Origin of the sequence: Mycobacterium asiaticum (assembly GCF_001668675.1) — a bacterium.
In the GTDB taxonomy this organism is placed as follows: Bacteria; Actinomycetota; Actinomycetes; order Mycobacteriales; family Mycobacteriaceae; genus Mycobacterium; species Mycobacterium asiaticum_D.
In genome coordinates, this window is record NZ_LZKQ01000222.1 from 1 (window position 1) to 18,848 (window position 18,848).

General features: G+C 69.1%; 15 protein-coding genes and 1 pseudogene. 9 read left to right on the plus strand and 7 right to left on the minus strand.

Annotated elements, in window-relative coordinates:
- Window positions 1-167 (minus strand): enoyl-CoA hydratase-related protein (locus tag A9X01_RS19095; protein WP_231122940.1); only part of this gene is annotated, 167 nt, incomplete at its 3' end.
- Window positions 168-195: 28 nt separating this feature from the next.
- Here A9X01_RS19095 and A9X01_RS19100 point away from each other — a divergent pair.
- Window positions 196-1,683, plus strand: a complete 1,488-nt coding sequence (locus A9X01_RS19100; RefSeq protein WP_065122254.1) for an acetyl-coenzyme A carboxylase carboxyl transferase subunits beta/alpha — start codon at window positions 196-198, stop codon at window positions 1,681-1,683.
- On the opposite strand, the gene A9X01_RS19105 is transcribed toward A9X01_RS19100, so the two are convergent.
- Window positions 1,680-2,234, minus strand: coding sequence for a TetR/AcrR family transcriptional regulator (locus A9X01_RS19105; protein WP_065122255.1), 555 nt, complete (start codon window positions 2,232-2,234; stop codon window positions 1,680-1,682). The two genes, A9X01_RS19100 and A9X01_RS19105, sit on opposite strands and share 4 nt — an antisense overlap.
- A 105-nt stretch (window positions 2,235-2,339) precedes the next feature.
- On the opposite strand from A9X01_RS19105, the gene A9X01_RS19110 reads away from it, so the two are divergent.
- A complete protein-coding gene (locus A9X01_RS19110) occupies window positions 2,340-3,482 on the plus strand; it encodes an FAD-dependent oxidoreductase (protein WP_065122256.1) in 1,143 nt (380 codons plus the stop codon).
- A gap of 24 nt (window positions 3,483-3,506) precedes the next feature.
- Here A9X01_RS19110 and A9X01_RS19115 read toward each other — a convergent pair whose 3' ends face one another.
- Window positions 3,507-4,625, minus strand: a complete 1,119-nt coding sequence (locus A9X01_RS19115) for a PPE family protein (protein WP_155772168.1) — start codon at window positions 4,623-4,625, stop codon at window positions 3,507-3,509.
- A 257-nt stretch (window positions 4,626-4,882) separates the two neighbouring features.
- Between A9X01_RS19115 and A9X01_RS19120 the strand changes: the two genes are divergently transcribed.
- From A9X01_RS19120 to prrB, 5 genes are all read left to right on the plus strand, one after another.
- Window positions 4,883-8,875, plus strand: a complete 3,993-nt coding sequence (locus A9X01_RS19120; protein ID WP_065122257.1) for a PE family protein — start codon at window positions 4,883-4,885, stop codon at window positions 8,873-8,875.
- 187 nt (window positions 8,876-9,062) lie between these two features.
- Window positions 9,063-9,644: a TetR/AcrR family transcriptional regulator gene (locus A9X01_RS19125; protein WP_253849209.1), complete on the plus strand. Its 582-nt coding sequence runs from the start codon at window positions 9,063-9,065 to the stop codon at window positions 9,642-9,644.
- 99 nt (window positions 9,645-9,743) lie between these two features.
- The gene (locus tag A9X01_RS19130; RefSeq protein ID WP_065122259.1) at window positions 9,744-11,414 is read left to right on the plus strand and encodes an FAD-binding dehydrogenase; all 1,671 of its coding nucleotides are present in this window, start codon (window positions 9,744-9,746) and stop codon (window positions 11,412-11,414) included.
- Window positions 11,415-11,663: 249 nt separating this feature from the next.
- Window positions 11,664-12,365, plus strand: coding sequence for a two-component system response regulator PrrA (gene prrA, locus A9X01_RS19135; RefSeq protein ID WP_065122260.1), 702 nt, complete (start codon window positions 11,664-11,666; stop codon window positions 12,363-12,365).
- A 25-nt stretch (window positions 12,366-12,390) separates the two neighbouring features.
- Window positions 12,391-13,731, plus strand: a complete 1,341-nt coding sequence (prrB, locus tag A9X01_RS19140) for a two-component system sensor histidine kinase PrrB (protein ID WP_036365862.1) — start codon at window positions 12,391-12,393, stop codon at window positions 13,729-13,731.
- Between the two features lie 11 nt (window positions 13,732-13,742).
- Here prrB and arfC (A9X01_RS32265) read toward each other — a convergent pair whose 3' ends face one another.
- From arfC (A9X01_RS32265) to arfA, 4 genes and pseudogenes are all read right to left on the minus strand, one after another.
- Window positions 13,743-14,336, minus strand: a complete 594-nt coding sequence (gene arfC, locus A9X01_RS32265; RefSeq protein WP_436405285.1) for a channel accessory protein ArfC, sunset domain variant — start codon at window positions 14,334-14,336, stop codon at window positions 13,743-13,745.
- 102 nt (window positions 14,337-14,438) lie between these two features.
- Window positions 14,439-14,552 (minus strand): annotated as a pseudogene (gene arfC, locus A9X01_RS32270) (channel accessory protein ArfC); the annotation flags it as partial.
- The gene (locus A9X01_RS30030; protein WP_065122262.1) at window positions 14,525-15,799 is read right to left on the minus strand and encodes a hypothetical protein; all 1,275 of its coding nucleotides are present in this window, start codon (window positions 15,797-15,799) and stop codon (window positions 14,525-14,527) included. The pseudogene arfC (A9X01_RS32270) and the gene A9X01_RS30030, both read right to left, overlap by 28 nt.
- 10 nt (window positions 15,800-15,809) lie before the next feature.
- Entirely contained in the window at window positions 15,810-16,769 is a 960-nt protein-coding gene (gene arfA, locus A9X01_RS19155; RefSeq protein ID WP_301336946.1) for a channel-forming protein ArfA/OmpATb, read from the minus strand.
- A 150-nt stretch (window positions 16,770-16,919) separates the two neighbouring features.
- Between arfA and A9X01_RS19160 the strand changes: the two genes are divergently transcribed.
- Together A9X01_RS19160 and A9X01_RS19165 are read left to right on the plus strand one after the other, a co-directional pair.
- Window positions 16,920-17,183, plus strand: a complete 264-nt coding sequence (locus tag A9X01_RS19160; RefSeq protein WP_065122264.1) for a DUF2630 family protein — start codon at window positions 16,920-16,922, stop codon at window positions 17,181-17,183.
- A 20-nt stretch (window positions 17,184-17,203) separates the two neighbouring features.
- Window positions 17,204-18,769 carry a phytoene desaturase family protein gene (locus tag A9X01_RS19165; protein ID WP_065122266.1) on the plus strand — a complete coding sequence of 522 codons (1,566 nt, stop codon included), beginning with the start codon at window positions 17,204-17,206 and terminating at the stop codon, window positions 18,767-18,769.
- The last annotated feature ends 79 nt before the right edge of the window (window positions 18,770-18,848 follow it).

Here is an 18,848-nt window from a genome sequence, read left to right on the forward strand (position 1 = left end):
AACGCAGTGCCCTGGCCGGTCAGCACAACCGCGCGGGTTGACCCGTTACTGGCCTTCTCGAGCGCTTCCCGCAGTTCTTCGACCAGCTGGGAATTCAACGCGTTGCGTCGCTCGGGGCGCTGCAACTCGATGGTCATCACGGCTTCGGTCTGAGTGATACCGATCATGGGGGCCAGGATATATAGCCTCACATCTGTGAGCCGTATCACGACCGACGAACTGCGGGAAGCGGTACTCGACGAGGGATCCTTCGTCAGCTGGGACACCGACCCGGTAACGCTGCCGATCTCACCGTCCTACGCCCGCGAGTTGGGTGCCGCCCGGGAGGCCACCGGACGGGATGAATCGGTCTCGACCGGGGAGGGCCGCATCCATGGCCGCCGGGTCGCCCTGGTGGTCTGCGACTTCAAGTTCCTGGCCGGCTCGATTGGGGTCGCGGCCGCCGAACGGATCACCGCCGCCGTGGAACGCGCGACCGCCGAGCGGCTGCCGTTGCTGGCCTCACCCAGTTCCGGCGGCACCCGCATGCAGGAGGGCACGGTCGCGTTCCTGCAGATGGTCAAGATCGCCGCGGCCGTCAAGCTGCACCGGCAGGCACATCTGCCCTACCTGGTCTACCTGCGCAATCCCACCACCGGCGGGGTGTTCGCGTCGTGGGGTTCGCTGGGCCACGTCACCGTTGCCGAACCGGGTGCCCTGATCGGGTTTCTCGGGCCGCGGGTCTATGAGTTGCTCTACGGCGAACCGTTCCCCTCGGGCGTGCAGACCGCCGAGAACCTGCAGCGCTACGGGGTGATCGACGGAGTGGTCCCGCTCGAGGAGTTGCGCGCGACGCTCGACCACGCGTTGACGGTCATCGCCGACGCCCCCGCGTCACCGCCGGGCGCCCCGCACGCCGAGCCCGTCCCGAACGTGCCCGCCTGGAACTCAGTGATCGCCTCGCGGCGCTCCGACCGGCCCGATGTGCGCCAGCTGCTCCGCCATGGCGCCACCCATCGGGTGCTGCTCTCGGGCACCGGTCAGGGCGAGGCGGCGACCACGCTGCTCGCGCTGGCCCGCTTCGACGGCCAACCCGTTGTCGTGCTCGGACAACAACGAATCGAGCCGGGCGGCGGCAACGCCGTGGGACCCGGTGCCCTGCGCGAGGCCCGTCGGGGCATGGCCCTGGCCGCTGAATTGCGGTTGCCGCTGGTGCTGGTGATCGACACCGCCGGTCCCGCGCTGACCGCCGAGGCCGAGCAGGGCGGACTAGCCGGGCAGATAGCTCAGTGCCTGGCCGAGCTCGTCACGCTGGACACCCCGACGGTGTCGGTGTTGCTGGGCCAGGGCAGCGGAGGACCTGCGCTGGCAATGGTGCCCGCGGACCGGGTATTGGCCGCGCTGCACGGCTGGCTGGCACCGCTGCCCCCCGAGGGCGCCAGCGCGATCGTTTTCCGCGACATCGAGCATGCGCCCGAACTTGCTGTGGCACAAGGGATCCGGTCGGCCGACCTGCTCGCGTCGGGGATCGTCGACGCCATCGTGCCCGAGCACCCCGACGCCGCCGACGAACCGGCGGAATTCTGCCGTCGACTCTCGGCGGCCATCGCTACCGAAGTCCATTCCTTGCGCGCGATGCCCGATCCGCAGCGCCTGGCTGCGCGACTGCAGCGCTACCGCCGCATCGGCCTGCCGTCCGGCTAACCGACGCCGTCATCCAGGTACCGCTGGATCGTCGGGCCGACCCACTCCACTACCTCGGCACGGCTCATCCCGACGACCGGCGGCAGCCGTAACACGTAGCGGCACAACGCCAACCCCAGTATCTGCGTGGCGATCAACCCGGCTCGTTTCGCGGCCTCACTGGCAGGCACCCACGTAGCGACCAGCGGTCGCAACTGGCTGCCAAAGATCTCTCGCATCCGTTGCGCCGCTTCGGCATTCGTCGCGCCAGAGCGCAGCAGGATGATAAGCGCGTCGTCATCGCCCTCCCAGCGCCGCAGGAAGTGCTCGACGAGCAACCAGCCCAGCCGGCCCGGGTCGGCGTCGGCGAAATCGGGGAACTGCAGATCGAACTCCGCGGCCGCGGCGAAGAGTTGATCCTTGTTGCCGAAGTACCGCATCACCATCGCCGGGTCTACCCCGGCGTCGGCGGCGATCCCCCGGATGGTCGCGGCCTGGAATCCAGCTGTGCGGAACCGTTCCCGGGCCGCCGCAAGGATGACGGCCTTGGTCTCCGCTGACGATCGCCTCATGTCAACAACCGTAGGCCAACAAGTGTTGACATTCCAGCCGCCCGAGCGCATGCTATTGCTATGCCAACAAGCGTTGACTAAGTGGCTATCAGAGAGGAAGAAGCCATGAACAACGACACCGATGTCCTGGTCATAGGGGCTGGCCCCACCGGTCTCACCCTCGCCGCTTCCCTGCATAAGCGCGGCATCAACGCGCTGGTGGTCGACAGATTGCCCGCGGGCGCCAACACCTCCCGCGCGGCCGCCGTGAACGCCCGCAGCCTCGAGGTGCTCGAAGAACTCGACGTGTCCTGGCGGCTGGTAAAGGCCGGGCTGATCGCCCCGCGATTCACCATGCGCCAGGGTTCTCGCCTGCTCATTCCGGTGGACTTCAGCGACCTCCCGACGACCTATCCCTACACGCTGATGATCTCCCAGGCCGACACCGAGCGGGTGCTGGAGGAACGACTGAACGAATTGGGCACTCACATCATTCGGCCCAAAACATTGACCGGCCTCAGCCAGGACCATGACGGCGTCACCGCGGTGTTCGAAGACGGCCAGACCATTCGGGCGGCCTATGTCGTGGGGGCCGACGGTATGCACAGCACCGTGCGCCAACAAGCCGGAATAGGTTTTGGCGGTGGCGAATTCGACGAATCCTTCGCGCTGGCCGATGTGCGGGTGGCCGGTGAGGCTCCGGTCGACGAGGTGATTCTGTTCTACGGCAACGAAGGTCTGAACGTCCTGGCACCGTTGCCCGACGGGGTCTACCGGATCGTGGCTCCGGCGGCCGACGTTCCCAAGGTCCCGACGATAGAATTTGCTCAAATGCTGTTGGATACCCGGGGATTCGGTCCCGGCCGCACGATGGTCACCGAGCTGCTCTGGGGATCACGTTTCCGGATCCAGCACCGCGTTGCCGACAGTTACCGGGCCGGGCGGTTCCTGCTAGCCGGTGACGCCGCGCACGTACACAGTCCCGCCGGCGGCCAGGGCATGAACCTGGGCATCACCGATGCGATTGCGTTGTCTGGTGCGCTCAGCGAAGCGCTGGGCGGTGGCTCCGACGCCGCGCTCGACGCTTACAGCGCTCAGCAGCGGGCCCGGGCGTCGGAGGTACTGAAACTTACCGGTCGCCTGACAAAGGTGTCGACGCTGCCGCGTCCGTTGCGGCCGATCCGCAACTCGGCCCTGCGATTTGCCGCCCACTTGCCGGCGGCGCGCCGACAATTCGCGTGGCGCCTGAGCGGCCTGGTATATCGCTGAAACCGGTGCGGTGTAGCGGGCAGATCACACACCGATCCGGGGAATCACGCTGGGCCGCGATTGCACGACGTGGGAACCCCCACCGCCGCCCATCATGCGCCCAGGTGGCTGGCCTGCTCCGGCTCCCGCCGGCATCGGCATCAGCGGCATTCCCGCCCCAGCTGCCGCCGCCGACTCACCGCCGGCCAGCGCGGCGGCGGTGGGCAGGCCGACGCTGCCCAACCCTGTCAGCGCCGAATTGCCCAGCGCGGCCGGCGCCGAGCCGACCCAACTCTGCGGCACCGACAGCCCTCCGATCGTGCGTGCCTGTCCAAGTCCGGCCGAAGCGCCCAAACCCGCTCCGCCCAAGGGCCTAAACGCCGCCGCCGTACCCGCGCCGGGCAGCTCCGCAGGTGCGGCGACGCCCGCCAATTCCGCGCTCCCCTGCGCCCCGCCGCCCATCGCGCTGCTCAACGGGGACAGGGCCATGCTGACCGGTGTCGACAGCATCTGCACGCCCTGAGCCACCGCATCCAAGGGGAAGGACTGCACGGCCGACACCACTTGCGGAGCCGCCGCCGCCACGGCGGTTCCTGCCGACTCAGCCCAACCCACCGCCTGCGTCGCGATACCCGCGAAATCCAGGGGCAGCGTGCTGAACGGAATGAGCATGGAGGCCACCGCGATCGCGCCGGCGTGATAGGTCAGCATCGCGGCCACATCCTGGGCCCACATCTCGAAGTACTCGAATTCCGACGCGGCGATCGCCGGTGCGTTGAACCCGAGGAAATTGGTTGCCACCAACGTGATCAGGTGCGTGCGGTTGGCGGCGACCTCCGCGGGATGCACCGTCGCGGTACGCGCCGCCTCGAAGGCCGTGGCCGCCGCGCGAGCCTGCACCGCGGAGCCCTCGGCGAGTCCCGCCGATGCGGTCAGCCAAGTCACATAGCCGCCCGCGATGCCGGCCATCGCAGTAGCCGCCGGACCCGCCCATGACCCGTTGGCCAATCCGGAGATCACCGAGTCGAACGACGACGCCGAGGCACGCAAATCCGCGCCCAGGCCATCCCAGAACGACGCGGCAGAGAACAGTGGAGCGGATCCCGCACCGCTGTACATCCGCGCCGAATTAAGTTCTGGCGGAAGCATTTCAAAGCTCAACATGTCCAATCCCGCCTTTCCGATTCTGCGCTGGAAACTCGCAGCCGTCACCGCCTTACCGCGGTCTGCCAACGTTAACGATACATCTCTGTATTCGATGTGTGAACACATCCGATGTGTGTTCTACATCGCATTCACACCCGCATGATATGTATTGACGTATCCGATACGTAGTCGTATCGTTCTCCGCGTACCACCTGGCAAGCGTCGACGGATCGGCGACGGTTTTCCCAGCTCCCCGGCTTAAGAAAGGCACTGGCATGTCATTTGTCATCACGTCCCCGGAGATGGTGTCGGCGGCAGCTTCAGACCTGGCCCGCATCGGGTCGGCGATCAGCGAAGCCAACCTGGCCGCCGCATTCCCCACCTCGGCGCTGCTGCCGGCCGCCGAAGACGAGATCTCGGCGGCGATCGCGGCCCTGTTCGGCAACCACGCGCAGCAATACCAGTCGATCAGCGCTCAGGTGGCGGCCTTTCACACCCAGTTCGTCGAGAGCATCAGCGCCGGCAGCAAGGCTTACGCCAGCGCGGAATCCGTCAACGTGCTGCAGGCGATGGAGCAGGGCGTACTCGGTGTGGTGAACGCCCCGACGCAGGCCCTACTGGGTCGCCCGCTCATTGGTGACGGCGCCAATGGCGCAGCAGGAACTGGACAGGCCGGTGGTGCCGGGGGCCTGCTGATCGGTAACGGCGGCGCCGGCGGTTCCGGCGCGGCGGGCCAAAGCGGTGGCGCGGGCGGAGCCGCCGGACTGATCGGCAACGGTGGCGCAGGTGGCGCCGGTGGCGCCGCGATCACCGGTGGAATTGGTGGCAGCGGCGGCGCGGGTGGCCAGGGCGGTTGGCTCTACGGCAACGGTGGGACCGGCGGCGCGGGGACTGCGGGCGGTTCCGGCGGGATCGGCGGCAATGCCGGACTGTGGGGCACCGGGGGCGCGGGTGGAACCGGCGGACTCAGCACCGCCCGAGCCATCACCGGCGGCGCCGGGGGTGCCGGCGGCGCGGGCGGCCTGCTCTACGGGAACGGCGGCGCGGGCGGCGCCGGGGGTAACGGCGCTGCGGGCATTGCCGGCGGAGCCGGACTCGACGGTACGTCCGGTGGCGACGGCGGGGCCGGCGGCGCGGGCGGACAAGCGTCACGGTTGTTCGGCACGGGCGGCGCCGGCGGCGCGGGCGGCCAGGGCGGCCAGGGCGGCGCCGGCGGCAGCGGTCTAGGTGACCTCGGCGCAGGTGTGAACGGACAGGCGGGCGGCAACGGCGGGAACGGTGGGGTCGGCGGGTCCGGCGGCGCCGGCGGCACCGGCGGCCTGCTGAACAGCCTCTTCACCCCGACCGCCGGTCAGGGCGCCGGTGGTGCCGGCGGTAACGGCGGCACCGGCGGCGTTGCGGGCAATGGCGGCAACGGCGGCGCCGGAAACTGGGCGGCGAACAACGGAGTCGGCGGCGCCGGCGGTAACGGCGGCAACCCGGGCGTCGGCGGAGCGGGCGGCGCCGGCGGTTTCGGCGGCAAAGCCGGCAACGGTGCCTACGGTGCCACCGGGCTGACCCCGCACAGCGGCAACGGTGGCAACGGCGGCGCCGGTGCCGACGCGGCTTGGACGGGCGGCAGCGGGGCCCGCGGCGGCGCCGGTGGCAACGGCGGGACGCACGGCGACGGTGGCGCGGGCGGCCGGGGCGGTAACGGATTCAACGGCAGCCCCGCCTTCTCCAGCACGGTCCCGAGCAATGGCGGCGACGGAGGTGCCGGCGGCGCAGGCGGAAACGGTGGCAGCGGTGGTTCCGTTGCCGGAAACGGTGGCGCCGGCGGCGCCGGCGGAACCGGTGGCAAGGGCGCCGACGGCGGCAACGCATTTGCCGCTGCCAACGGCTCCGGCGCGCATCTTGATGGTTACGACGGGGCCAGGGGCGGCAACGGCGGAGCCGGCGGCAACGGCGGTGCCGGCGGTGAAGGTGGCAGTGCGACAGCCGGCCAGGCGGGCGCCCACGGCGCCGGCGGTAGGGGTGGCGACGGCGGCAACGCCGGCGCAGGCGGCAACGGTGGCAACGGCGCCGACGGTAGATGGGACGTCAAGAACGGCGTCGGCGGCAAGGGCGGCAACGGCGGCGACGTCGGCAATGTTGGGACCGGCGGCAAGGGCGGCTCCAGCGGCGGCAATTCCTACGCCGCCGACGGATGGGACGGCGTTCGGCCCACCACCGGCGGCAACGGCGGCAACGGCGGTCGAGGAGCGGACGCCTTCGCACCCCACGGCACCGGCGCCTCCGGCGGCGACGGGGGCAACGGCGGAAACTTCGGCAACGGCGGAAACGGCGGGGCCGGCGGCAACGGGGCCGGTGGCGGCGACCCCACCCGATCCGGCGGCGACGGCGGCAACGGCGGCAACGGCGGCCACGCCGGAGCGTACGGCAAGGGCGGAAACGGCGGGGCCGGCGGCGACGGGGCGATCGGCACCAACGGATCCGTGCCCCGCACTGGCGGCAGTGATGGTGGCACCGGCGGCGCCGGCGGCAGGGGCGGGTCCGGTGGAATCGGCGGAAACGGCGGATCCGTTACGGGCGACGCCGGCAACGGCGGCGCCGGCGGCACGGGCGGCGACGGCGGGAACGGGGGCAACGGCACCCGCGGCGACCACGGGTCCACTATGGGCCCGAACGGTCGTGACGGCGGCGACGGCGGTGCCGGCGGTAAGGGCGGAGACGGCGGCAACGGCGGAAAGGGCGGCACCGCGCACGTGGGCAAGGCGGGAACTCAGGGTGCGGGTGGCGCCGGCGGCAATGGCGGTGACGGTGGCTATGCCGGCGACGGTGGCGATGGCGCCAACGGTTCGTTCGACAACGGCGGAAACGGCAACGGTGGCAACGGCGGCAACGGCGGGAGCCGCGGCGCCGGCGGGCAGGGCGGCGCCGGCGGCGAGGGCCCCAACGGCACCCGCGGCGCCCAGGGCGCCTGGGGTGAGACCCCGACCAGCGGTGGCAATGGCGGCGACGGCGGCCACGGCGCGGACGCGACCACACCCAACACGGTTGGTGGTAAGGGCGGCAACGGCGGCAATGGCGGCCTCGACGGCAACGGCGGCAATGGCGGCAACGGCGGTAAGGGCGGCATAGGCACCACCGGTACCAACAGCGGCAGCACCAGCGGCACGGGCGGCACCGGTGGCAACGGCGCGGCCGGAGGTGCCGGGGGTGCCGGTGGCAACAGCGGTACCTTGCACGGCAACGGTGGCAATGGTGGGAAGGGCGGCACCGGCGGCACCGGCGGGACCGGTGGCAACGGTGGCACCGGTGGCAATGGCTTCAACGGCACCCCGGGCAACGGAAACGGGACCGGTGGCGACGGCGGCACCGGCGGCACCGGCGGGACGGGCGGCGCTGGCGGTAAGGGCGGTGATGGTGGCGCCGCCGGCAAGGCGCTAAACCTGAACGGCGGCAAGAACGGAACCCAAGGCGCCGGGGGGACTGGCGGCGTCGGCGGCAACGGTGGCACCGGCGGCACCGGCGGATACGGCGGCAACGGCGCCGAAGCGACCGCCGGCAGGCCCCAAGCAGGTTATGGCGGCAACGGCGGCACCGGCGGCACGGGCGGCAAGGCCGGTGTCGGAGGCCAGGGCGGTACGGGCGCGGGTACCAGCACGTCCGGCGCGAACGGGATGCAGGGCGCCGGTGGAAACGGCGGTCGAGGCGGCAACGGCGGCAACGGCGACGTCGGCGGCGTGGTCCACCCGGCCGGCGGCGACGGCGGCCGAGGCGGCAGCGGCGGCGAAGGGAGCACCGGCGGACACGGTGGGGCCGGTGGCAACGGCGGCAACGGCGGCGTCGGCAACAACGCCAACGGTGCAGCGGGTGGCTTCGGCGGCGTCGGCGGGAAGGGCCTCCAAGGCGCCGGCGGAAACGGCGGAAACGGTGGCAACGGCGGCAACGGCGCCGACGCCTCCATCCTGTTCAACGCCGGCAAGGGTGGTCACGCCGGCGGCGGAGGCGGCGGCGGTGAAGGTATTGGCGGTCCGGGCGGTGACGGCGGAGACGGTGGCCGCGGCGGCTCGGGCGGGGACGGCCTCGCGCCGCCATTCGGCTCCGGCACCGGCGCGGCGGGTGGCACCGGTGGCACCGGCGGCAAGGGCGGCACGGGACGGTACGGGACTATCAGCATCTCCGGCCAATCGGGCAACAACGGTAGCGGCGGCGCCAACCCGAACGGCACCACCGGCGGTGGCGGCGGTGGCGGCGGAAAGGGCGGTGACGGCGGCGGCATCTAGGACTCGACCCAACACAGCAACCCCGGCAGCTAACTCAGCGCCGGGGTTGCTGGGTGTCGGATCACGATCAGGCTCCGAGACTTGCCACTAGGTAGCCATCGCGTATCCGATGTGGCAATGTATCGGTTACATGGGGAATGGGAGGAACAGCATGCCACCGTCTACGACACCTACAGCAGAAAAGCCGGTGCGAGTCACCAAACGTCGCGCTGAGACGCGCGCCAGGCTGATCAAGGCCGCCTTTCAGGTCTTCGCCGAGAAGGGATACGGGCACGTCACGATCGAGGACGTGTGCGAAGCGGCCGGTTACACCCGGGGCGCCTTCTACTCGCAGTTCGAAAGCCTGGAGGAATTGTTCTTCCTGCTCTACGACGAGTGGGCCGTACGAACCGCCGATCAGGTCCGGACGGCGATGGAGAACAGCGATCCCGCGACCAACCTGACCGGCGCCGTTGAGCGGATCGTGGACACCCTGCTGCTCGAACGCGACTGGCTGTTGATCAAGTTCGATTTTTTGCTGTACGCCGCGCGCAAACCCGAACTGGCGCACCGCTGGGAGATCCACCGCGCCCAGTTGCGCAAGGTCATCGAGGAGCGGCTGACCGCGAGCGGCATCGACTTTCACCCCGCAGCAGGAAGTGTCACCGACACCGCCCGTGCCATCATCGCCGCCTACGACGGGGTGAGCGTCCAATTGCTGCTGGACAGCGACCAGATCGCGGCCCGCGCTTGGCTCACCCAACTGATGAGTGTGGTGCTGACCCGCTAAGCCCGGACTGCCCGAAGCCGCGCATCCCGCTTCCAGTACGTTCATGTATAAGATACACTGACGTATCAACAGAACGAACTCTCGTAGAGAGGCTGTCACATGGACGCTGACGTCATCGTCATCGGTGCGGGATTGTCCGGCTTGGTCGCCACGCATGAATTGACGCGGAGCGGCAAAAGGGTCGCGGTAATCGATCAGGAGAACGAAGCCAACCTGGGTGGGCAGGCATTCTGGTCGTTCGGCGGACTCTTCCTCGTCGACACCCCCGAACAGCGGCGCCTGGGCATCAAGGACTCTTTGGAGCTGGCCTGGAACGACTGGTCCGGCAGTGCGGCGTTCGACCGGCTCGACGACGAGGACGCTTGGGCCGCGAAATGGGCCCGCTCCTACGTCGAATTCGCCGCCGGGGAAAAGCGCTCCTACCTGACCGACCTCGGCATCAAGCTGATGCCCACCGTCGGGTGGGCCGAGCGCGGGGATCTTCGCGCCGAAGGGCACGGCAACTCGGTCCCGCGGTTCCACATTGCCTGGGGCACCGGCACGGGCGTCGTCGAACCGTTCGTCAACTCGGCGCTACAGGCCGCTAAGGACGGTCTGGTCAAGTTCCATCACCGGCATCGAGTGGATGAGCTGGTCTACACCGACGGCGCGGTCACCGGCGTCAAGGGTGTCGTCCTGGCTCCCGATGACGCGGTACGAGGCGCCCCCTCCAATCGCGACGCGGTCGGTGAGTTCGAGCTGTCGGCGCAAGCGGTGATCATCACCAGCGGCGGCATCGGCGCCAATCACGAGATGGTGCGTCGCTACTGGCCCGACCGGCTGGGCAGCCCGCCGTCGTCGATGATCACCGGCGTACCCGCCTATGTCGACGGACGCATGCTCGACATCGCTAAAGACAGCGGTGTTCGGCTGGTCAACCGGGATCGGATGTGGCATTACGTCGAAGGTGTCAACAACTGGGATCCGATCTGGCCCAAGCACGCGATCCGAATCATTCCCGGCCCATCGTCGATGTGGTTCGACGCCCTCGGCCGGCGCCTGCCGGCCCCCTTCCTGCCCGGCTACGACACCCTGGGCACTCTGAAGCATCTGCGCACCGACCCAGACATCGCTAAATACGACTACTCCTGGTTCATCCTGACCCAACGGATCATCAAGAAGGAGTTCGCACTCTCGGGCTCGGAGCAGAACCCCGACATCACCGGCAAGAGCCTGATGGCCGTTCTCCAGGAGCGGTTCTTCAACCGGGACGCCACGGGTCCGGTGGAGGCGTTCAAGAGCCACGGCGCCGACTTCCTCGTCGCCGACGACCTCGATGACCTCGTCAAGCAAATGAACGAACTGACCGGCGAATCCCTGCTCGACCCCGCCCACATCCGCGCGCAGGTCGAAGCCCGGGACCTTCAGGTCGCCAATCCGTTCTGCAAGGACGTGCAGGTGCAAGGCATCCGCAACGCTCGGCGCGCGCTCGGCGACCGGCTGGGCCGGGTCGCCACGCCGCACCGCATCCTGGATCCCAAAGCTGGACCTTTGATTGCGGCGCGGCTGCACATCCTGACGCGGAAAACGTTGGGCGGCATACAAACTGACCTGTCGTCCCGGGCAATCGGCAACGACGGTCAGCCCATCCCCGGCCTGTACGCGGCGGGCGAGGTGGCAGGATTCGGCGGCGGAGGCGTGCACGGTTACAACGCACTGGAGGGAACGTTTCTCGGCGGCTGCATCTTCTCCGGGCGCGCCGCCGGGCGTGGTGCCGCCCAGGACATCTGAGCACTCAGGCACCTAAGCGCGGATTGGAAACCGCACTCTAGCAATCCAACTCGTGGTCGCCAGACCGCTCGAACGGTGAATGCCGCGCTCCGCCATTTGATTTCGATGCTGGAGCGTCGTCAACGGTGCAGTGGTAGCGCCGCCGCGTCGAATACGATGCCATTTCGTCAGAGCCCGTTTACCGTGCGCGTATCACCACCGACCTCGCGCCTCCCACCGGCGCCGCCGAGAATCAGGCAAGATAGGCGCATGGACACTGGTGGGAACTCACCTCGGGTCTTGGTTGTCGACGATGACTCCGACGTGCTCGCGTCGCTAGAGCGCGGCCTGCGGCTCTCCGGATTCGAGGTATCAACGGCGGTCGACGGCGCCGAGGCCCTCCGCAGCGCGACTGAGACCAGGCCGGACGCGATTGTGCTGGACATCAACATGCCGGTGCTGGACGGCGTGAGCGTCGTCACGGCACTGCGCGCCATGGACAACGACGTGCCGGTGTGCGTGCTCAGCGCGCGCAGTTCGGTGGACGACAGGGTGGCCGGGCTGGAAGCCGGTGCCGACGACTACCTGGTCAAACCGTTCGTGCTGGCCGAGCTGGTGGCCCGGGTGCGCGCGCTGCTCCGTCGACGCGGCGCCACCGCGACGTCGTCGTCGGAGACCATTACGGTCGGCCCGCTGGAAGTGGATATTCCGGGGCGCCGGGCGCGGGTCAACGGCGTCGACGTCGACCTGACCAAGCGGGAGTTCGACTTGCTCGCCGTGTTGGCCGAGCACAAGACGGCAGTCTTGTCCCGCGCACAGTTACTTGAACTGGTGTGGGGCTACGACTTCGCTGCCGACACCAATGTCGTCGACGTCTTCATCGGATATCTGCGGCGCAAGCTGGAGGCCAATGGTGGCCCGCGGCTGCTGCACACCGTCCGGGGAGTCGGGTTCGTGCTCAGAATGCAATGAGTGCGCGGGGTGCCACATGGTGGCGATGAATTTCCTATCTAGGGTCTTCGCGCGGACGCCGTCGCTGCGGACGCGGGTCGTGGTGGCGACGGTGATCGGGGCCGCGATCCCGGTTCTGATCGTCGGCGTCGTGGTGTGGGTCGGTATCACCAAGGACCGCAAAGAGCGGCTGGACCGCCGGCTGGACGAGGCGGCCGGCTTCGCCATCCCGTTCGTGCCCCGCGGCCTTGATGAGATCCCGCGCTCCCCCAACGACCAGGACGCGCTGATCACGGTCCGCCGCGGCAACGTCATCAAGTCGAATTCGGACATCACGCTGCCCAGGCTGCAAGCCGATTACGCCGATACGTTCATTCACGGCGTGCGGTACCGGGTACGCACGGTCGAAATCCCGGGTCCGGAACCCACCTCGCTGGCCGTCGGCGCGACCTACGACGCGACCTATGCCGAGACCAACAATCTGCATCGCCGAGTGCTGCTGATCTGTGGTTTCGCCATCAGCGCGGCGGCGGTGTTCGCATGGTTGCTGGCCGCGTTCGCCGTACGTCCGTTCAAACAGCTCGCCGAACAAACCCGGTCGATCGACGCCGGCGACGAGGCGCCCCGGGTCGAAGTGCACGGTGCCAGCGAGGCTGTTGAGATCGCCGAGGCGATGCGAGGCATGCTGCAGCGGATCTGGAACGAGCAGAACCGGACGCAGGAGGCGCTGGCGTCGGCGCGGGACTTCGCGGCGGTTTCCTCGCACGAGCTGCGCACACCGCTCACCGCGATGCGGACCAATCTCGAGGTGCTGTCTACCCTGGATTTGCCAGATGACCAGCGCAAAGAGGTGCTCAACGACGTGATCCGCACCCAGTCGCGGATCGAGGCCACCCTGAGCGCGCTCGAGCGCCTGGCCCAGGGCGAACTGTCCACCTCCGACGACCACGTACCTGTCGACATCACCGACCTGCTCGACCGGGCCGCCCACGACGCCACCCGCATTTACCCCGACCTGGATGTCTCGCTGGTGCCGTCCCCAACCTGCATCATCGTCGGGATGCCGGCCGGGTTGCGCCTGGCGGTGGACAACGCAATCGCCAATGCCGTCAAACACGGCGGCGCGACCCGGGTCCAGCTGTCGGCCGTCAGTTCGCGCGCAGGCGTGGAGATCGCGATCGACGATGACGGCTCCGGGGTGCCCGAAGAGGAACGGCAGGTGGTCTTCGAGCGGTTCTCCCGAGGGTCGACCGCTTCGCATTCGGGCTCCGGGCTGGGGCTGGCACTGGTGGCCCAACAGGCCCATTTGCACGGCGGGACAGCGTCATTGGAGAACAGCCCGATGGGCGGGGCGCGCCTGGTGCTGCGCCTGCCCGGCCCGAGCTGACGTTTCCGCGGCTACTTCTTGCGGGTGCTTCTGCTCCACGGTGTGAAGAACGCCCGCTTGGCGAACTCTTCGTTCTCGAACCAGACTTGGGCTTCGATACTCTCGTAGTCCGGATCGTCGGGCGTGTAGAACAGGCGCGAATCTGTGCGTCCCTTCACCGGCCAATCCTCCGGTCCGCTGCCATCCGGGTTGGCGCGCATGGAGCCAGGGCCGTAGGGCGCGTACGGCGTCAGCGGCGGCAATACCGTGGTGGGTGCGTCGTCACCGACCGAAATCTTCTTCGTCGCAGCGCCTTTGGCGCCTGGGACGCGCTTGGTCGCGGTGCCCCTCGGTCCTTTCGGCCGCGCCTTGGCGGGGACACCCTTCTTGGCGGGCGGCCTCTTCGCCGGGGCCTTCTTCACCACCGGGATGCGTTGCGTCGCAGCGTCTTCGGAGGTCGGGATGCGTTCGGTCGGCGCATCCCTGATCATCTTGATTCGCTCCGTGACGGCTTCTCCCGAACCGGCTCTCAGCCCCGCATCTGCGGCGGCGGGAGGTCTGCGCTTCCTCGGCGGCGCTTTCGCGACGGCCTTCTTGGCCAACGGACCCATCGTGACGACTGGCATCTGCTGCGTCGGCGCCTCGGCCAGGCTGACTTCCGTGACCGACGGCGCGGGCGCAGCGGCCTGCTGCGGACTCGGTCCAGCGGAAATCCACGCGGGCAGCTGCGCCTTGGCGGGTCGGGTCAGCAAGAACGTCAGCACCATTCCCAACGCGAAGGACAGGGCGGCCAACCACCAGTGCACGTGGGCGCTCACCTTCGCACCCCGATCCCCGGCCATTGCGATGGCGGTCCGGGCCACCGTGGCTGTACCAGCTGGGGCTCGGGCTCCGGGATGGGCTCGGGTTCAGGCTCCGGCTCCGGTTCCGGATCCGGTTCCGGCGTGACGGCCTCGGCCTCGGGTTCAGGTTCGGGCTCCGGCCTGGCCGCCGCGCGCTCCTCGGGCTGATCCGCGATCGGATCGAATCCATGCCATTGCGACGGCGGGCCGGGCCACTGGGGTTGCGGCAGGTCCGGCACAACCTCGTCCTCGGCCTCCTCTGCAACCGCGCTTTCAAGCCCTGCCGACGCAGGCTCTGGCTCCGGTTCGGGCTCCGGCTCCGGCTCGGGTGCGGGCTCGGGGGTCTGCTCGGCCTTTGGCTCGGTTCTGCCGAGATCGAAACCATGCCACTGGGCCGGAGCACCGGGCCACTGGGGCTGCGACGCGTCAGCCGGCTCGTCCTCGGCCACTGGCGGCGAGGCAACCTCGGGCTCGACGGCGTTCTCGGCGGCCACCGGCTCGGGCTCAGTCTCGGGCTCGGCTTCGGCAGCAGGGGCGGTCTCGGCTTCGGGCTCCGGTTCGGGTGGCCCAAGATCGAAGCCGTGCCACTGAGCCGGAGCACCAGGCCATTGAGGCTCCGATGCGTCAGCCACCGGCTCGTCCTCAGCCAGTGGTGACTCAGCAACTTCCGCCTCCTCGAGCTCGGCGGCCGCCGGCTCGGGTTCCGGTTCGGGTTCGGGCTCGGCGGCCACCGGCTCGGGCTCAGGTTCGGGTTCCGGCACGGCCTCGGCAGCCACCGGCTCGAGTTCCGTTTCCGGCTCGGCCTCAGCCAACACGACTTCCTGCTCCGCGTCGGGCTCTGGCTGCGACTCGGCGGCGGCCACCTGTTCCAGCTCGGCCTCCTCAACGGGCACGACCTCCGGCTCCGCTTCCTGGAGCTCGACGGCCGCCGGCTCAGCTTCCGGCTCGGGCGCCACCGGCTCCGTCAACCCCTGCTCGGATTCCACAACGTCGGTCGTGGTCTCAGACCACCGCGCTGCAGACACCGGCCAGTGCGGCTGCGCTGCCTCCGCTTCCGGCTCATCCACGCCCAGCTCGGCCGTCGGCTCGGAAACCTTCAGGTCGGACGCCCGCGATCCGGCGGCAGCCAGAGCGGTCCTATCAGCCCGGCCGTCGACCCTCCGCTTCAGCGCGACGATCCCGTAGGCAGTGGCCGACCCGGCCACGAACGCGGCCAGGTACACCACCCACTGGATCACGAAACCCATGCCCGTCCCCCTAGCTGACCACGATCTCGACGCGGCGGTTCTTGGCGCGACCCTCGACCGTGTCGTTGCTGGCGATCGGGTTGGCGGATCCGAGACCCTTGGCAACGACGTGGTCGCGAGCCACACCGTTGGCGATGAGGTATTCGGCGACCGAGGTGGCTCGCTGCGTGGTGAGTGGCATGTTCATGGCTTCGCTGCTGCTGTTGTCGGAGTACCCGTTGATGGATACCCGCGCGTTGGGGCATGCCTTCAGCTTGTCGGCCACCTTGATGAGGATTTGTTTGTCCTGGGGGGTCAGGGCCACCCCGTCGTTGCCGAAGGCGAGTGGCCCTCCCGTCATGGCATTGATCTGGGCCTGCAGGTCGTTGCAGGAGGCGGCCCCCGGCGCGGCGGAGGGCGGGGCGCCGGGCGTGATTTGTGCCCGCGTGGCGATCTTGCTGTTCACAGCCAGGTCCGGCCAGGCGCTGGCCGCCGCGTGCTCGACCGCGGTCTTCTGATCCGGCGAAGGGGCGGTGCCGGTCAAGGTGACGGTGTCCTGCTCGACTCGGAGCGTGAAGTCGGGGATCGGCGCTCCGGCAGCGAAGACGGGTTCTGCGGCGGCGAAATCAAGCGCGCGCACCAGGGGATCGATGCGGATCTGGTCGACGATGACGACGCCGGGCGTCGTCATCGCCCGCAGCGATTTCATCAGTGTCGCCTTGGCTGCCTCGTTGGGGAAGTCACCGATCAACGTGAGGCTGTTGCCGTTGCGGCTGATCGACAGCAGCGACAACGGCCGGATCGCGGCGCTGGGGCCAGCGGTGGGACTCGCCAGAGTCGGCAGGTTGCCGGTCGGTCCGTTCACGCCGGTGGGCCGCTCATAGGCGCCATAGCCGATGATCGCGATCAGGAACGGGATCACCGCCGCCGCGATCAGCCAGGTACGGGCGGTCTGCTGTCGATCATTCGCCGGTGCCGGTGGCGCGTTGATTTGCTCGGCAGCGGGCGCGGGCGGTTCCTCCACACCCACATCTGCCCCCACCGTCGCTCCTCACTCTTGACGCATTGTTGCGCTTCCAGGCGATATGCAGCCTACCGAGTCCGGGCCGGTGTCCTGGTGATTGTCGGGCACACTGGAGCAATGGGTGACGGCAGGAAACCAGTAGACAACGAGACCTTTGCGCACATCCAGGACCTGGTTGCCCAGGAGAAGGCGCTGCGAGCGGCCCTCCAGGACGGCGAGATCAGTGAGTCTGAAGAACACCAGCAACTGCGCCGCATCGAGGTCGAACTAGACCAGTGCTGGGACTTGCTGCGGCAACGACGGGCCCTGCGCGAAACCGGCGGCGACCCGAGTGAAGCGGCCGTGCGGCCGGCCGACGAGGTCGAGGGCTACCTCAACTGACGCAGGCTGATCACGATGTGATCGTCGTGGGCGGCGGTCACAACAGCCTGGTCGCGGCCGCTTATTTGGCCCGCGCGGGCCTTCGGGTCCGGTTACTCGAGCGCCTGGGACACGTCGGCGGGGCCACGGTCTCGACGTCGCTGTTCGCGGGCGTGGATGTGCAACTGTCGCGCTATTCGTATCTCGTCAGCCTGCTGCCGTCGCGCATCCTGGCCGACCTGGAGGCCCCGGTGCGTTTGCTGCGGCGGCACTACTCGTCCTACACCCCCGATCCCGCAACGGCCGGGCGCACCGGCCTGTTGATCGGTGCTTCGAGCACATTCGCCGCCGTCGAGGCCGCGGCCGACGAGCAGGGCTTCACTGCGTTCTACCGGCGCTGCCAATTGGTGACCCGACCGCTGTGGCCCACGCTGCTCGAACCGCTGCGCAGCCGCGAACAGGCGCGCCGACTCGTGATGGCCAACGCAGATCCGGACGCGGCTGCCGCCTGGCACGCCCTGGTCGAGGAGCCGATCGGGCACGCGATCACCAGCGCCGTGCGCAATGACCTGGTGCGCGGGGTGATGGCGACAGATGCGCTGATCGGCACCTTCGCTCGTCTGGACGAGCCGTCACTGATACAGAACAGATGCTTCCTGTACCACGTGCTCGGCGGCGGCACCGGTGACTGGAATGTGCCGGTCGGCGGAATGGGAGCGGTCTCCTCGGCACTGGCAGCCGCCGCAACCCGACATGGTGCCGAGATCATTACGGACGCAGACGTTTTCGGCGTCACCCCGGACGGCGAGGTGCGCTACCACAGCGGCGGTGACGAGCACCTGGTTCGCGGCCGGTTCGTCCTCGCCGGTGTGGGACCTGCAGTGCTGGCCGACTTGCTGGGCGAGCCGCCGCCCGCGGTGGCGCCCGGCGCCCAGATCAAGGTCAACATGGTGCTGCGCCGGCTCCCCCGCCTCCGGGACGCCGATGTCCGTCCGGAACAGGCGTTCGGCGGGACGTTCCACGTCAACCAGACCTGGTCCCAGCTCGACGCCGGATATACGGAAGCGCAGGCCGGCCGCATCCCGGATCCGGTGCCGTGTGAGGCGTACTGCCACTCGCTCACAGACCCGAGCATCGTCGGCGTCGAGGCAGCGGGTGTGCAGACCATGACGGTGTTCGGTTTGCACGCCCCGCACTCTGTGTTCGGCGCCGCGGATCCCGCCGACTCGCGCCAACGACTGACCGACGTGGTGCTTGAGTCGCTGAATTCCGTTCTGGCCGAACCTGTTCAAGATGTGCTACTCGCCGACGCGGACGGCCGTCCCTGCCTGGAGACGACGACGACCGTGGATCTCGAACGAACGCTGGCGATGACCGCGGGCAACATCTTTCATGGTGCGCTGGCGTGGCCGTTCGTTGATGACGACGAGCCGCTGGACACACCGGCGCGTCAGTGGGGAGTCGCCACCAAGCACCCGCGGATCATGCTGTGCGGCTCCGCCGCGCGCCGCGGGGGCGGCGTGTCTGGCGTTGGCGGCCACAACGCCGCGATGGCGGTGCTCACCACCCTGCGCGAGCAGACGCAAAAGCCCCCGGATCCGGTCTGATCCGGTCGGTGTCAAGCTGCTTGGAGTCGTTCGGAGTCGGGGAGGTTGATGCCAACGGTGTCGGCGGGGCTTGGTGTTC